The sequence below is a fragment of the Gordonia sp. NPDC003425 genome, from assembly GCF_053588635.1.
In genome coordinates, this window is record NZ_JBSFQI010000015.1 from 54,388 (window position 1) to 69,351 (window position 14,964).

General features: G+C 67.8%; 15 protein-coding genes. 6 read left to right on the top strand and 9 right to left on the bottom strand.

Going from position 1 to position 14,964, the window contains the following annotated elements; all coding sequences use genetic code 11:
- Nucleotides 1-61: 61 nt before the first annotated feature.
- Together ACWDTD_RS16475 and ACWDTD_RS16480 are read right to left on the bottom strand one after the other, a co-directional pair.
- Nucleotides 62-1,699: a DUF222 domain-containing protein gene (locus ACWDTD_RS16475; RefSeq protein WP_449748207.1), complete on the bottom strand. Its 1,638-nt coding sequence runs from the start codon at nucleotides 1,697-1,699 to the stop codon at nucleotides 62-64.
- 104 nt (nucleotides 1,700-1,803) lie between these two features.
- Nucleotides 1,804-2,451 (bottom strand): dihydrofolate reductase family protein, encoded by a 648-nt coding sequence (locus ACWDTD_RS16480; RefSeq protein ID WP_449748208.1) that lies wholly within the window; start codon nucleotides 2,449-2,451, stop codon nucleotides 1,804-1,806.
- A gap of 92 nt (nucleotides 2,452-2,543) precedes the next feature.
- On the opposite strand from ACWDTD_RS16480, the gene ACWDTD_RS16485 reads away from it, so the two are divergent.
- A complete protein-coding gene (locus tag ACWDTD_RS16485; protein WP_449748209.1) occupies nucleotides 2,544-3,230 on the top strand; it encodes a YoaK family protein in 687 nt (228 codons plus the stop codon).
- On the opposite strand, the gene ACWDTD_RS16490 is transcribed toward ACWDTD_RS16485, so the two are convergent.
- Both ACWDTD_RS16490 and ACWDTD_RS16495 read right to left on the bottom strand, forming a co-directional pair.
- A complete protein-coding gene (locus tag ACWDTD_RS16490) occupies nucleotides 3,227-4,156 on the bottom strand; it encodes a DUF5995 family protein (RefSeq protein WP_449748210.1) in 930 nt (309 codons plus the stop codon). The two genes, ACWDTD_RS16485 and ACWDTD_RS16490, sit on opposite strands and share 4 nt — an antisense overlap.
- A gap of 16 nt (nucleotides 4,157-4,172) precedes the next feature.
- Nucleotides 4,173-4,619, bottom strand: coding sequence for a DUF1905 domain-containing protein (locus tag ACWDTD_RS16495; RefSeq protein WP_449748211.1), 447 nt, complete (start codon nucleotides 4,617-4,619; stop codon nucleotides 4,173-4,175).
- A gap of 204 nt (nucleotides 4,620-4,823) precedes the next feature.
- Here ACWDTD_RS16495 and ACWDTD_RS16500 point away from each other — a divergent pair, with 204 nt between their 5' ends.
- A complete protein-coding gene (locus tag ACWDTD_RS16500) occupies nucleotides 4,824-5,321 on the top strand; it encodes a hypothetical protein (protein ID WP_449748212.1) in 498 nt (165 codons plus the stop codon).
- Nucleotides 5,322-5,342: 21 nt separating this feature from the next.
- Here the strand turns inward: ACWDTD_RS16500 and ACWDTD_RS16505 are convergent, their stop codons facing one another.
- Nucleotides 5,343-6,785, bottom strand: a complete 1,443-nt coding sequence (locus ACWDTD_RS16505) for a DHA2 family efflux MFS transporter permease subunit (protein WP_449748213.1) — start codon at nucleotides 6,783-6,785, stop codon at nucleotides 5,343-5,345.
- A 73-nt stretch (nucleotides 6,786-6,858) separates the two neighbouring features.
- Between ACWDTD_RS16505 and ACWDTD_RS16510 the strand changes: the two genes are divergently transcribed.
- Nucleotides 6,859-7,404 (top strand): hypothetical protein, encoded by a 546-nt coding sequence (locus ACWDTD_RS16510; protein ID WP_449748214.1) that lies wholly within the window; start codon nucleotides 6,859-6,861, stop codon nucleotides 7,402-7,404.
- Here the strand turns inward: ACWDTD_RS16510 and ACWDTD_RS16515 are convergent.
- A complete protein-coding gene (locus ACWDTD_RS16515) occupies nucleotides 7,382-7,879 on the bottom strand; it encodes an SRPBCC family protein (RefSeq protein WP_449748215.1) in 498 nt (165 codons plus the stop codon). The genes ACWDTD_RS16510 and ACWDTD_RS16515 overlap by 23 nt on opposite strands.
- 45 nt (nucleotides 7,880-7,924) lie before the next feature.
- Nucleotides 7,925-9,295, bottom strand: a complete 1,371-nt coding sequence (locus ACWDTD_RS16520; protein ID WP_449748216.1) for a glucose-6-phosphate dehydrogenase — start codon at nucleotides 9,293-9,295, stop codon at nucleotides 7,925-7,927.
- 38 nt (nucleotides 9,296-9,333) lie between these two features.
- On the opposite strand from ACWDTD_RS16520, the gene ACWDTD_RS16525 reads away from it, so the two are divergent.
- The gene (locus ACWDTD_RS16525; RefSeq protein ID WP_449748217.1) at nucleotides 9,334-11,127 is read left to right on the top strand and encodes a glycoside hydrolase family 15 protein; all 1,794 of its coding nucleotides are present in this window, start codon (nucleotides 9,334-9,336) and stop codon (nucleotides 11,125-11,127) included.
- Here ACWDTD_RS16525 and ACWDTD_RS16530 read toward each other — a convergent pair.
- A complete protein-coding gene (locus tag ACWDTD_RS16530; protein WP_449748218.1) occupies nucleotides 11,094-11,465 on the bottom strand; it encodes a DUF427 domain-containing protein in 372 nt (123 codons plus the stop codon). The genes ACWDTD_RS16525 and ACWDTD_RS16530 overlap by 34 nt on opposite strands.
- Nucleotides 11,466-11,594: 129 nt before the next feature.
- On the opposite strand from ACWDTD_RS16530, the gene ACWDTD_RS16535 reads away from it, so the two are divergent.
- On the top strand, nucleotides 11,595-13,253 hold the full coding sequence (locus ACWDTD_RS16535) for an MFS transporter (RefSeq protein WP_449748219.1): 1,659 nt from the start codon (nucleotides 11,595-11,597) through the stop codon (nucleotides 13,251-13,253).
- Nucleotide 13,254: 1 nt separating this feature from the next.
- Here ACWDTD_RS16535 and ACWDTD_RS16540 read toward each other — a convergent pair whose 3' ends face one another.
- Entirely contained in the window at nucleotides 13,255-13,920 is a 666-nt protein-coding gene (locus tag ACWDTD_RS16540; RefSeq protein WP_449748220.1) for a nitroreductase family protein, read from the bottom strand.
- Nucleotides 13,921-13,943: 23 nt separating this feature from the next.
- On the opposite strand from ACWDTD_RS16540, the gene ACWDTD_RS16545 reads away from it, so the two are divergent.
- On the top strand, nucleotides 13,944-14,963 hold the full coding sequence (locus ACWDTD_RS16545) for an alpha/beta fold hydrolase (protein WP_449748221.1): 1,020 nt from the start codon (nucleotides 13,944-13,946) through the stop codon (nucleotides 14,961-14,963).
- Nucleotide 14,964 lies beyond the last annotated feature (1 nt).

A 14,964-nucleotide genomic window follows, 5' to 3' on the forward strand; every position in this document is an offset into this window, starting at 1 on the left:
CTTGGTGAGGCAAGCATGCTCCGGAGCGCCTACCGCGACGCGCGTAGTGCACTACCTGTTTTCAAAAGGGCGGGTCGCCCGCAGCGTGCTCGAGTTGGTGGCGTCGGCGACGGTTTCGGTGCCGTTCGGCACGTCGACGGGCATGCTTGTTGGCCGCCCGGGTGCGCGTGCGCCTCGAGGTGGGGTGTCCGTCGTCGTCGAATCTCTGTCGACGCCGACGCCGTCCGGGATGGTCGGCGCCGGGCGGAGCAAAGCGGAGGCGCCGAAGCCCGGGAAACGTGTCCTCGAGGGTTTCGGCATCTCCGAGGAACACGTAACCCTCGGGAGTGATGAACTCGGTGACGATGCGGCCCGTGACCGGATCGCGGTACTGATCGTCGACCCAGTCGCCGAACGTCTTGTGGATGTGGGCACGACGGCATTTCGCGTTCAGGTTGTCGTCGGTGGTCTGCCCGCCCGAGGCCGGGTCGGCGTGATCGAACTCGGTGACGTGGTCGAGATCGGAATCCCACGACGACATTTCACAACCGGGCTCCACGCAGTAGCCGTCGCGGACACGGACACCGTCGTCGAGCGCCGCCGACGGACGATAGGGATCCGCTGGCGCAGATGCGGGCAGCGTGAACGTACCGTCCGGGTTCTGCTCCGTGCCGCGGGGCACGATGGGCTTCACCACGGCGTCGGCGCGCGCGGCGAGATCGCGGAGATGGTCACCCGAGATGATGCCGTGCCCGGCGATGAATGCAACGGGCGTATCGGTGGGGGTGGTGGTTGGGGCGGCGCCTGTGGGTGTGGTCGCGGCGTCTGCGGGTGTGGTTGGGGCGTCTGCGGGTGTGGTTGGGGCAAGCGCCGACTCGTCGCAGACGACGTGGATGACGATCTTGGGATCCGTCTGGGGGATTGTGGCCGGAGCGGGAATCACCGCCGCGCAGTCGGGGGTGTCGCAGAGGCACTCGAACCGCGTGCCGGTCAGCAGCGCGAACATCGCGTCACTGGCGCGCTGCGGCCGGGTCCGCCCATCGAGCTCGCACGCGGCGTCGGCCAGCGCGGTGACCGATTGCGCTGCGATCCGGACGCTTTCCGCCGACATCACGGCCGAGATCTCCGCGGTCCCGTCGCCCCGGTTCTCGGTCCACATGCCGCGCTTGTCGAGTTCCCTCTGCCGGCGTTCGCGCACGCAATCCGGATCGTGGCGGAACACCACCCGGTCGACCATGTCGCGTAGCCGGGCGCGCTTCCACGTTCCGCGCCGGCCGCGCACCGCCGCCGCGATCGCGGCATCGACCAACGGCGTGACACTGCTCCCGGATTCGAGAAGATCGGTGCGCGAGACCACGAGGTGTGCTTGCTCCGCGGTGAGCAGGCCGTCTCGCAGACACCCGAATACCTCTGGCAGATCATCACGCAGGGTGATGGCATCGCTGAGCATCTGCTCTGCCTTGAACCGTGACACCGCGAACACTCCCGAGATCCGCGCGGCCGCGTCGGCGAAGCCATCCACGATCAAACCATCCGACGACCTCCGCGCGGCGACCAGCCGGTCGTAGAGCACACCGAACGACTGAAACCGCACCCACGCCAGATACGCTTCGCCCTGACGCACCGCGTCGAGTCCACCCAGGATGCGCAGCATCTCGGTCTCGTCGGGATACGACGGATCGACGCCCCCGAGGAACTCTGACGGCAGTGCCTCCCACATGGCCGCACACCCCCTCACGTACTGTTCGAATGTATGTTCCCATAGTACGTGAGGGTGCCGACAAACGGATGCACGATTCCACAGGCACGAGTTGACTCGCGAATTCACTTCCGCCAGAACAAGTGATGGACCACACCGCTGGGACTGGGCACGATGTCACAGTGGTACCGATCGAAGAGTTCGTCCGGCGAGGTCCACAAACGTGTCCCCGATCCGAGTTCGACGTCGGGCGACACCGCGACGTGCAATGTGTCGATCAGGCCGGCGTCGAGGAACTCTCGCACCACCGTCGCACCGCCGCCGAGCCGGACATCTTTGCCGTCGGCCGCCTCCCGTGCCTTCTCGAGGACTGTTGCCGGATCGCCGTCGACAAAGTGGAACGTGGTGTCCGAGAGTGTGAATGACGGGCGCGGGTAGTGGGTCATCACGAATACCGGGGTGTGGAACGGGGGCTCGTCGCCCCACCAGCCCTGCCAGTCGTAGTTCTCCCACTCACCGCGCTGCGGGCCGAACTTGTTGCGACCCATGATCTCTGCGCCGATGTTGTGGCTGAAGTCGCGGGTGAAGAAGTCGTCGAGGCCACGGCTGCCGCCGGCATCGGTGCGATTGGGCCAGCTCGCCGTGGCCCCGGCCCAGGACATCAGTGCTGCCGGGTTGGCGTGCCCGAACGGCCGCTCGAGAGTCTGACCCTCCCCGGCGCCGAAGCCGTCGCTCGACACTGCGAAGTTCTGGACCTTCAGTAGCTGCGTCATCCATTCATCCTCTCTGTTGTCTGTGCGGGTTCTGTCACATCGGGTACCGACTTCGGACGGAGACAAAACTCATCGCGACGTATCCTTTCCCGGTGACCGGTACCTCAGCCACTGCGACGCCCGGAGCGATCGGCATCGTCAGCGCGACGCTGATGACCGCGGTCGCTGGGTACATCGACGCATTTCTCTTCCTACGCCACCAGGTGTTCGGTTTCGCGCAGACCGGCAACGTCATCTTCCTCGCGGTCGGGCTCGTCAAGGACGGTGACTGGGTCCGATACGTATGGCCGCTACTCGCCTACCTCGCCGGACTCGTCGTCGCGCAGCTGATCCGCACGTACTCGCCCGCCCTGCCGCGTCACATCGTCGGTGCGGCGCTGGCGTTCCAACTCGCGGTCTTCGCGATCCTGGCATTCCTGTCCACCAACGCGCCGGCGTGGCTGTTCGTGATCCCGTTGTCGTTTGTCGGCGGAATCCGCCTCGAACTGTTCCGGTCGGCGGGTGGAATCTCGTTTGTCAGCATCGCGACCACGGGAAATCTGATGCGTTTTGTGCAGGCGCTGGGCGATCTGGCCCGCGATCGGTCGTCGGCCCGGTTGCGCGCCGCGGCATTCACGGCGTTCGTTGTCGCCGCGTTTCTGGTTGGCGCCCTGTGTGGTGCGTTCATCTCTGAGCATGTCGGTCCGGCGCTGTGGGGGGCCGTCGTGCTGGAGGCGGCGAGCGTCGCCGTCTACGTCGCCCAGACACGACGTCCATCGGTGATCGCATCCCCCGACTAAGTCCAGCCCAGCACACCGAGTTCATCGGCCGCCACCAGCGCGGAGTCGCCGGTGGCCCACAGCGCGTTGATCGCCGACACCGCGGCCGGTTTCGTCGCCGGATTCTGCAACGCCAGGCCGTTCTCGAAGGTGAGCACGTTGTATCCCACATCGGCGGCACGCAGCATGGGTCCGGTGGCGCGACCGGCGCCGACGAGGCGATCGAGTCCCTCGCCCAGAAAGTAGAAGCGGAAGGTGGGGCCCAGGTCGACGCCGTAGTACTTCTTCGTCGCGGAAACGATGGAATCGGCATGGGCGGCGATGGCATCGACGATCCGATAGAAATCCGCGGCGTCGGCTCGCGTCGCCCGCGAGTCGGCCACCGCGTACGCGAGGTCGACGGTGATGTGTGCGTTGTACCCGGTGGCCGCCGTAAGTAATTGCGAGGCAGCACAATCGGCTGCCAACGAGAAGTACCGCTGCCAGTGTGCGGGCACCGCGGCGCCGGTGAATTCGGCGTGCAGCGCCGCGAGATAGCGGTCGAGGAGCAGAATGCTCAGCGTCTGCGCCCAGCTTGGGCGGTTCAGCGTGCCGCTGGTCTCCAGCGGAAGTACGGCGTCGCGTTCGGTGGCGGCGAGTCCCACCGTGAACAGACCGCGGCGATCGTGGTTGCGCACCAGGATCGCGGCGATCGCATCGAGGCGCGCCACATGATGCCGGAGGGTGGTCAGCGGCGGCTCGCCGGCAGGTGCCGCAGGCGGCGCCGAGAGGCGCGCCACCTCGGCCACTTCCGCCGGCGACAGCGGATGGCCGCAACCCCCGCGAGCCGGATCGGTCGAGGCGTCTGCGGGCGCGACGACGATGACCGACGCACAACCGAGAGCGACGACGAGTCCGACAACGCTCCCGCAGAGCCGTCGAATGCAGCGGGATTGCATCGCAGGCATCGCGGCACCCACCCGATCAGTGGGCCAACTGCGCCAGCGCCGCCGCCACGCGCCGTGCACGCGTGTCGTCCTTCTTGGCGTCGGCCACCGACCGCACCATCTCCTTGCGGCGCGACGGCGCGAGGGCAGCAAACGCCTTCTTCGCGGCGGGGTCGGCATCGAGCGCTTCGGCCAGCGCGGGCGGGACCTCCACCTCGCGCGGACCGGCATCGAGCGTGATCTCTATGTCGACGGTGTCTCCGGCCGCGACACCGAGTTGAGTTCGAACGGCCTTGTTGAAGCCGAGCAGATTTTCCCCACCCATCCGGCCGATCCGACCCTGCACCGTGGTACCGGCGATGGTGAACGCTACCGGCGGCGTCTTGCCTGCCCCGAGTGATGCCACCTCGTCGTCGGTAAGGATCACCGCGGCGGCAGGCCCGCGCGGCTCGAGTCGGGTGGTCAGTCGCAGAACGTCGCCCATCGCTCGATTCTGACACCGCAGCCGGCGCCGAGCAGGCTGTTCAGACGTCATTTGTCCGAACGACCAAAAACTACGCCGCACTAACGATCGTGCCGTCGACTCCGAACTACCGGTCGATCGACGTACCGCGTCGGCGCCCGCCCCGTTTTCGAGAGGAAGACCATGTCCGTTTTTCGCACGTCCCGCACCCTTCGACTCCGACACGTGGCCACGGTTGCTGCTGTCGCCGCAGCCGCAACCGGTGTCACCGCGCTTGCCGCCGGTTCCGCGCACGCAGCCACGCAGCCGACGCAGATCTGCAAAGCCGCCGCCGGCAATCCGATCTTCCCGCTGAATCCGGGCGGCGCATACATCCAGATCAATCAGAGCTACGACCCCATCTCGATCACCCCGTACCGGGACAAGCCGGTGTCCGGAAACGTCGACCTCACGGCAGTCAACGGTCCGGTCCTCGTGCTCCCCGGATACGACCAGACGGTCCGCTTCGACTGGGAGAATCTGACCACCCACAAGACCGGAACCGCCACCGCCACCACGGCGGTCGGCGGCGAAGGCGGGGCAGCCTACGTTTCGCACGTCGTCACCGGGGCCGGACAGGTCCGTGTGACCGCGCACGTCACCAACACAGGGAACGCAGCCCTCGGGTCGTCGGGATTGCGCCAGTACGGATCCTGCGGCGGTAAACCATTCACGGTGATCTGACGCGAGTTCGTCTGGCCGCACTCATCGCTCGGACCGCAGCAACGTCGCTCGGTCCTGGCATGCCGCGTTCACCGCGGGCATGACCTGCGGCCGGAACCCGGCACCCGACCGGATGGTGAACGCTGCCACGACTCCGCCGAGCGCGCACCCCACCGCAGAGGCCAGCATGGCGGTGGAGAATCCCGGGCCGAGTGGCTGTCCCGGGCCGGCATCGATTCCCGCGATCGCGGGCAACGTGGCCACCGCCAACAGACCCGCGATCCTCGACACCGCGTTGTTCACCCCAGACGCGGCGCCGACGTGGGCGTCGTCGACTGCGGCGAGGGCGGCGGCGGTCAGCGGTGCCACGGTGATCGTCATGCCGACGCCGAAGAGCACGACGGCCGGAAGCACCGCGCCGAGATAGCTTGCGCCGGGCACGATACGCGCCATCAGCGCCAGCCCGCATGCGGCGATCAGCGGCCCCACGGTCATCGGCATCCTTGGGCCGGTGCGCTGCGCCAGCCGCCCCGACAGCGACGACCCGAACAGCATGATCACCGTGCTCGGCACCATCGCAGCGCCTGCTTCGAGCGCCGAGTAGCCCATGCTCTGCTGCAGTTGCAACGCCACCAGGAACAGCGCACCGCCGAGTGCCGCGTACACCAGGAACGTGGTGAGGTTGGTGCCCGAGAACTGGCGCGACCGGAACAGCCGTAGCGGCAAGAGCGGTGCGCGAGTATGGGATTCGACGATCACGAAGACGACGAGAAAGACCGCACCGGCGACCAGGGGGGCCAGCGTCGTCGCGGTCCAGCCGCGCGCGGGACCTTCGATCAACGCGTAGATGATCCCGGCGAGTCCGAGGGTCATCGTCACGGCACCGGCCACATCGGGCCGTCCGCTCTCCTGCTCATCGCGGGACTCGGCGACATGCCGCATCGAGATCCAGATCGCGCCCAACGCCAGCGGAACGCTGAGGAAGAACACCCACCGCCACGACGCCGCGTCGACCAGCCATCCGCCGACGAAGGGTCCGAGTGCGCTGGTGGCTCCCGACATTCCCGCCCACAGCCCCACCGCGCGCCCGCGGTCGGATTCGACGATGCCCGCGTTGACCAGCGCGAGACTGCCCGGGACGAGCGCGGCCGCGGCCACCCCCTGCAGCAGTCGCGCGGCGATCAGCAACTCGATGGTGGGAGCGACACCGCAGGCCACCGACGCGACGGCGAACACGGCGAGCCCACCGACGAAGATCCGCCGCCGCCCGTACCGGTCGCCGGCCGCGCCGCCGGTGAGCAACAACGCACTCAGGGTGAGCATGTATCCGTCGACCACCCACTGCTGTCCGGCCAGGCCGGTGTCGAGGTCGCGGGAGATGGTCGGTAGCGCAACGTTGACCACGGTGCTGTCCAGAAAGGCCACCCCCGAGCCGAGCACAGCGGCGGCGATCAGCCACCGTCCGGCGGCAGACGACGCGGCCACGCCCGGCCCATCCGACGTTCGCTTCTGGTCCACAGGGTTGCCCGCTTCCGGTCACACGTGTTGCGATCGGACCATGTCCACTTTGGTCCGCTCCGTCCTAACTGCCACCTTTTCCGTTCTACTGCTGGCCGGCGGGTCGCTGGTGGCGGGTACGCCCAGCGCAACCGCCGCACCTCCGAGCGCCGACGTGGTGACATTCACCATCCCCGCAACCGGCGGGGTGGAGGTGGGACCGGCGAGCGTGCCCGGCGGATCCTTCCGACCGGTGACCGTCGTGGCCCGGCCGGCACCGCGCACCCTGCAGTACCCGCCACCACCAAGCGCGGTGGAGTTCACGGTTCCCAGGCCCGCGCCCTACCACTACCAGTACTCCTACCGGTACCTCTCGGTCTCGTGGCTCAACCTGCAGACCGGGAAACGCGGGACCGTGCAGCTACGCCACTGGCAGCTACCCGGTTTCGCCGTCGCGGGCTACCCGGCGTCACTGCCCACCTCCGCCGTCGCGCAAACCGGGGCGGGCGCGATCGTCGCGACCGTCACCGTGCTGCGTGAAGAGTGGAAAGCGCCACCGCGCACCATCAGCGTGATACCGGGCCTCACGGCGATTGCCGTGCCCTGAGCTCCCGGTCGGCGACGATGGTCTCGGCGGCTCCGCGCAGATCCGCGCGCAGCGCCGGGGGCGCGATGATCTTGAGAAAGAGCAACGTCGTCGCGAGGACGAACGGGACGGTGATCACCGCACGTGCGTTCACCGACGTCGACCCGTCTGCCGCCGGTTCGACACGCAGCACCAGAGCGGCGTCGACAAAGGCCCACTGGCCGGTCTCCACCCAGCGGTGCGGACGCTCGTTCTTGACGACCTCCATCGCCGGCTTCACACCGGGCACCACGGTGATGTCGACCCACGACGTGCCGACGTCACCCGGCCGCTCGCCGAGCGGCACCAGTTTCGTGATGCCCTTCAGGCTTGACTGCCAGCGAGGTCGGTTGGCCGGATCGACGAGATAATCGAAGACCTCGTCGCGGGGCGCGTGGACGGGCACGGTGACGTCGGCGACGACGTCACGGAATGTGGACGGGATCTTCAGCGGCACCTTGTCGAGGGTAGCGCGCGGCTCACCAACTGCTCCCGCAACGCGTCACTTCCAACCGTCGGGGCCATCGCTGCCCGCCGCATAGTCCTCGAGTGGAACCTTGTTCGCCTGCCACGCATCGAGGACAGGTTGCACGATCCGCCAGCACTGTTCGGCTGCGTCGCCGCGAACGGCGAGGGTGGCGTCGGCGTCGAGGATTCCCGAGAGCACCTCGGCGTAGGCGCGCAGCGAACCGTTTCCCAGATCCGCGTCGAGCGCAACCGTTTTCAGACCGAAGGGTTTGGCGCCCTCGTGCACGTTCAGTTCGACGGACATCACATCCGGACCGAAGCTCAGGCGCAGCACATTCGGCGCCACACCGCTGAATTGTTCCGGTAGATGCCGCAGCGGCCGGAAGGTCATCTCGATGTTCTTCTCGGCGGGGTCGAGCGCCTTGCCCGACCGCAGCGTGAACGGCACCCCCTCCCATCGCTCGGTGTGCACCTCGAAGGTCGCCTCGGCGAGGGTCTCGGTGTCGCGGGAGGCGTCCACCCCGTCCTCGTCGACGTAGGAGGGCAACTGCTTTCCGTCGATCTCCCCGGCGGTGTAGCGCGCCCGCCGCGACGATGCCACCGGATCGTCGCCACGCACGCGGGTGGCCCGGAGCGCGGCGCCGATGGCGTCGCGCAGATCGCGTTCGTTCAGCGAGGCGGGCGGATCCATCGCGACCACCGCCAGCAGTTGCAGGAGGTGGCTCTGCAGCATGTCCTCGAGCGCTCCCGTGCCGTCGTAGTAGCCGGCGCGGCCTTCGAGTCCGAGGCTCTCGTCGTAGCGGATCATCACCGATTCAACATGTTCGGCCGACCAGACCGGTTCGAAGATCCGGTTGGCCAGGCGCATGCCGAGCAGGTCGAGTAACACCGACTGACCGAGGAAATGGTCGACGCGATAGATCTGGTTCTCCGGGACCATCCCGGTGAGCAGTTCGTTGAAGTCGCGGGCGCTGTGCTCGTCGGTGCCGAACGGCTTCTCCGGCGCGAGAATCGTTCCGTCCGGAATGTCCACTTTCTGCAACGCTTTACAGGACGCCTGGGCGATCGCCGGCGGCACGGCGAAGTAGAGCACGGGTCGGCCCTCGACATCGGCGAGTATCGCGCTCAGGTCGTCGGAATCGGTGATATCGCCGCGTTTGTATACGGTCTCGTCGGCAACACGTTGCGCCGTCTCCGACATGTCGTCGCCGAACGCCTCACGCACCTTGTCACGCCACTCGTCGTCGGAGGTGTCGCGGCGACCGACGCCGATCAGGGCCACCGAGCGGTCCGGTTCGAGGTCGAGGAGCTGTCCGAGTGCGGGCAACAGGAGCCGCGCCGTCAGGTCACCGTTGGCGCCGAAGATGATCAGGGTGCTGGTGGCCGACTGCTCGGATGTCATCATCAATCCCTCCACCTCTCCGCAGCGGGCAGAATCGGTTCATGGCCGCCTATATCGAAGACTACGCACTCATCGGGGACTGCCGGACCGGTGCGCTCATCTCCAGCACCGGGAGCATCGACTGGCTGTGCTTACCTCGCTTCGACGGACCATCGGTGTTCGCGAGCCTGCTCGGCACCTCCGAACACGGCAGTTGGCTGTTGGCGCCGACCGATCCGGACGCGCGCGCCACCCGCCGCTACGACGGGGACACACTCATCCTCGTCACGCGGTGGGAGACCTCGACCGGGGTCGCCGAGGTTCACGAATTCATGCCGGTCGACGGCGGGCGGGTGGACCTGGTGCGCAGGATGGTGGGGGTGCGCGGCACCGTCGAGTTCGAGACCGAACTCCGGATGCGTTTCGACTATGCGCGGGTGGTGCCCTGGGTGCTGCAGACCAGAGACTCCGAGATCCCGGGGATTCGTGCGTTCGCCGGGCCGGACGCCGTGGCGCTGCGCGGCATCGCGTTGCATGCCGACGACCACGTCCACCGTGGCACCGCGACCGTGGTGCCCGGCGAGACCGTGGATATCGTATTCACCTGGCATCATTCCTACCGCCGCGAGCCCGACCCGCTCGACGTGGATGCGGCGCTGCACGGAACGCGCGCATGGTGGACGGAGTGGTCGGGACGGATTGACCACTCCGGGCCGTATCACAATGACGTCGTCCGGTCGCTGATCACGTTGCGGGCCTTGAGCAATCTCGACACCGGTGGCATCGTCGCGGCGGCGACCACCTCGCTGCCGGAGCAGATCGGCGGAGAACGCAACTGGGACTACCGCTACGTGTGGTTGCGCGATGCGGCGCTGACCCTCGACGTGTTCGTCCGGCACGGCTTTCTCCAGGTGGCCGAGCACTGGCGGATGTGGTTGCTTCGGGCCATCGCCGGCGACCCCCGACAACTACAGATCCTCTACGGCATCGCCGGGGAACGCGAACTGCCCGAGCGGGAAATGTCGCATCTGCCCGGCTACGAGGATTCCGCACCGGTGCGCGTGGGCAATGGGGCGGTGTCGCAGTTCCAGGCCGACACGCTCGGTGAAGTGCTCTCCGCGCTGCACGCTGCCCGTGCGGCAGGCCTGCCGGAGAACGCGGTGTCGTGGTCGCTGCAGCGGGAACTACTCAACCGGGTGGAGGAGAACCTCGACAAAACCGACAATGACATCTGGGAGATCCGCGGTAAGCCAAGGAAATTCACGCATTCACGGGCGATGGTGTGGGCCGCGTTCGACCGTGGCGTGGACGCGGTCTCCCAGTATGGCCTCGAGGGTCCGGTGGAGCACTGGAAACAGTTGCGCGACAACGTCCGCGACGAGATCGAAGAGACGATGATCGATCCGTCCACCGGACGGTTCGTGCAGTACCCGGGCACTGACGAGGTGGACGCCTCACTCCTGCAACTACCGCAGGTGGGCTTCTGCGACTACGACGACCCGCGCATGCTGGAGACGGTCGCCCGGATCGAGGAGACCCTGATGCGCGGCGGCCTCGTGTTGCGCTATCGCACCGATTCGGGGGTGGACGGACTCGACGGTTCCGAGCACCCGTTTCTCGCGTGCACTTTTTGGCTGGTCGAGCAGTACGCACGCAGCGGACGGCTTGCCGACGCACAGAAACTCATGGCACGAGCGTTCGAAACCGCCAACGACTTGGGCCTGTTCTCCGAGGAGTACGACGCCGAGGCCGTGCGGCAGGTGGGCAACACGCCGCAGGCGCTGTCGCATCTCGCATTCGTCCGCGCCGCCAACGCGATCGGTCAGGTGACCGAGAACTCGACGGCGTCCGGGTAGAAGGCGACATGACCGGCGATGGGACTCACCGCCGCATACGGCGCGTCGTAGAACCACACTTTGTCGGCTTGCACGCCGTCACCGGTGCGCAGGCCGTGGTAGCCGGCCTCACCCTTGTACGGGCAGTACGTCGTGTGCGCGCTGGGGGTGAGGTCGCCGTCGGTCACATCGGCCCGCGGAATGTAATAGACCGGCGGATAAGATGATTCGCGCAACACCAGAGCGTCGTCGGTGTCCGCGACGACGTGGTCGCCCACGAGTACGCGCAGATGGACACCCGCAGACTCCACGGTGATCGGATGATCGGGAGTCGGTTCGAGTACCGGTCGGTCGGCCATGACGCGCTCCTGCTCTCGTTGCCGAGTCCGGCGCGGACGGGCCAGACCTCTTTCGCGACCGTACGCCAATTTGTGCCACGGGTAGTTCGGCGGATGTGACTCGATCCGCGCAGAACCGATACTGGGAGCATGACGACCGACGAGGATGCCGCCGTCGAGGCGGACGACAGCGACGGGGCCGCACCGGCGCGGCGCGACTGGTGGGCGCTGGTCGTGCTGTCGCTCGGCTTGGGCATGATCGTTCTCGACGGCACCATCGTCGGTGTCTCGCTGCCGGTGATCATCGGCGATCTCCACCTCGATCTGACCGACGCGCAGTGGGTGAACAGTCTCTACGCGGTGATCCTGGCAGCCATCCTGCTGGTCACCGGGCGCCTCGCCGACGCGTGGGGCCGGCGTCTGCTCTTCGTCACGGGTCTGGTGATCTTCGTGGCCGGCAGCATCTTCGCCTCGGCGGCGTGGGATGCGACATCTCTGATCTGCGCGCGGGCGGTGCAGGCGCTCGGCGCCGCCGCCATCATGCCGTCGACGCTGTCGACGGTGAACGCGATCTTCCGCGGAAAATACCGCGCGGCGGCCTTCGGTGTATGGGGTGCGGTGATCTCGGGCGCCGCAGCGGTCGGCCCGCTGGCCGGTGGCGCACTCACCCAGTACGCGTCGTGGCGGTGGATCTTCCTGGTGAACATCCCCATCGGCGTGGCACTGCTGATCGCGGCGCTGTTCGTGATGCGTGAGACGCGCGGCGAGATCGTCGGCAGCGGTCACGACGTCGACGGCGCGCTGCTCAGCGCCATCGGCTTCGGTTCACTGGTGTTCGCGGTCATCGAAGGCCCCACCCTCGGCTGGTGGAAGCCTCTGGCCGACCTGCGCATTCTCGGGCTCACCTGGAAAGCGAGCTGGCCGATCTCCGTGGTACCGGTGATGCTGGTGATCTCGGCGGTGAGTCTGGTGACGTTCTGGTTCTGGGAGCGACGACGTCTGGCCGAACGCCGCTCGGCGATCCTCGATGTCAACCTTTTTCACCTGCAGACCTTCTCGTGGGGAAACCTCACCGCCGCAGCGGTCGCGGTCGGCGAGTTCGCCATCCTCTTCGTCTTGCCGCTGTACCTGGTGAACGCGCTGGGTCTGGACGTGATGACCGCGGGCTGGATCCTGGCGGCCATGGCGGTCGGCGCGTTCTTCTCCGGTGCGATGGCGCGGCATCTCGCCGCCGCGATCGGCTCGCCCGGAACGGTTCTCGTGGGCTTGGCCCTCGAACTCGTCGGAGCGGTGGTGATCGCACTGGTGATCACGGCCACCACCCCCGGCTGGGTGATCGCGCTGCCACTGATCGTCTACGGACTCGGCATGGGTCTGGCGTCGGCACAGCTGACCGGGACCGTCCTGCGTGATGTGCCGACCAGCGAATCTGGTGAGGGGTCGGCCGCACAGAGCACCGTGCGGCAGATCGGATCGGCCTTGGGAACCGCGTTCGCGGGGACGGCCTTGTCGCTGGCGCTGGCGCACACCGTGCCGTCGGCGCTCGCCGGCGCCGGGATCCACGGTCCGGAAGCGGACCCGTTGGCGCAGGCGACTCGTGAGAGCGCGGGCACCACCATCGAGGGGATGCGCGAATCCGCGCACGGACCGGGTGCGGTGGAGACCGGGCACGTGGTGGACGCCCTCGCGCAGGGCTTTGCCGACGCCACCCGCGCGTCGATCTGGGTGACCGCGGTGTTCCTGGTGCTCGGCCTGCTCGGCGCGGCGCGGGTGTGGGTGGTGGCGCGACGCCCGGTCGCTGCGGTCTGAGTCAGGGGAACCGCGGCCCATCGAAACGTTCGCGGGTGACGAACTCGGCAACAGGCTGCCGGGTCAGTTTGCGAAGCTGCTTGACCGGCTTACCGAGCGGCAGCACCGCGGCCACAGCGTGGGTGTCCGGCAGACCGAACAGTGCGCGCACCTCCGGCTCCTGCGCCGCGGCCATGGAGGTGATGGTGCCGCCGTATCCGTGCGCCCGCGCCTGCAACAAGATGTTCCACACGAGCGGATAGACCGACGCTCCCCCGACGATGCCGATGCGATCGAGATCCTGATCGGTGGCCGCCACCACGCCCAGGTCCACCGAGACCACCAGCACCACCGGCGCCGCGATCAGCGGCGCCACGAAGGCGTCCGCGCCCGCCGCGGCCTGATCGATGTCGGCGTCGGTGATCATGCTGGGATACAACGGATTCCACGGGTTCTCACCCCTGGCGCGCTGCGCCAGGTAGCGTCGCGCGCCGGGCTTGCTCAGCGCCGCGACCTCGTGTTTGAGTGTGTCGTCGCGGACCACCACCACATGAGCTCCCTGCCGGTTCCCCCCGCTCGGCGCGAAACGCGCGGCGTCGAGGATGTCGAAGAGCACGTCGTCGGGCAACGGATCGTCGGTGTAGTGCCGGGCGGCGAAGGTCGTGCGCATCACGTCGTCGATGTCCACCTCTGCACTGTAGATTGCCTCGGATGGAACCCATCGCCACCTGGGGTGGCCTGACCGGGGTCAGCCAACTCGCCTACGAGACCCCCGACGGGTACGGCGCTCCGGTTCCGGCGACCGCGCTGGTGCGCGTTCCGGCGGGAACCGCACCGCCCGGAGGGTGGCCGGTGGTGGCCTGGACGCACGGCACGTCGGGAATGAGCAGCGCGTGCGGCCTGATCGGATCGCCCGATCTCGAGGCGGGAACGGCACCGACGATCGCACGACTCAACCGTGCCGGGTACGCGGTGGTGGCCCCCGACTACCTCGGCCTGGGGCCTCTGAGCACCGGAACTCATCCGTACCTGCACACCGCCACCGAGGCGTCCGCGACCATCGATGCCGTTCGCGCCGCGTGTGCCGAATCGCCCGACCTCTCGAACCTGTGGGCAGTGGCGGGGCAGTCACAGGGCGGCCATGCCGCTCTGGCCGCCGCGCACGAGGCCGGGCGTGCCCCGGAGTTGACGTTGTGCGGCTGCGCGGCACTGGCGCCGGCGTCGAACATCGAGCACGTCTTTGCCCGCGCACGTCCGGGAATGCCGGTGGTGCCCGGCTTTCCGGTGGGCAGTCTGCTCGCCGTGCTGGCCGGAATGTCAGCGACACCACAGCCCGTCACGGTGCGCGAGTACCTCACCCCGTTCGGCCGCAACCTCGCCGACGAGATCGCGGCCACCTGCAGTGCGGCATGGCCGGATCTGGTGCGCGGCGTGTCCGCCGGTGCAGTGGTGTCGAAACCGCTCGGCGACAAAGCCTTTCGCGCCGCACTCGCGAATTACATGGCTTTGCCGCACGGTGGCTACCACGCACCGATACTGATCGTGCACGGCTGGAAGGACACCCGCGTCCCGCTACCCCTGACGCTGCGCTTCGTCAGAGGATTGCGCGCCGCGGGCACCGCGTACGAGTTCCGCACCGTCAACGCCGGGCACGACGACGTACGCGAGGGTGCCGGGTTGCGTCACCTGCTGGCGTTTCTGGACCGGGTGCTGCCACCGCCGTCCGGGTGAT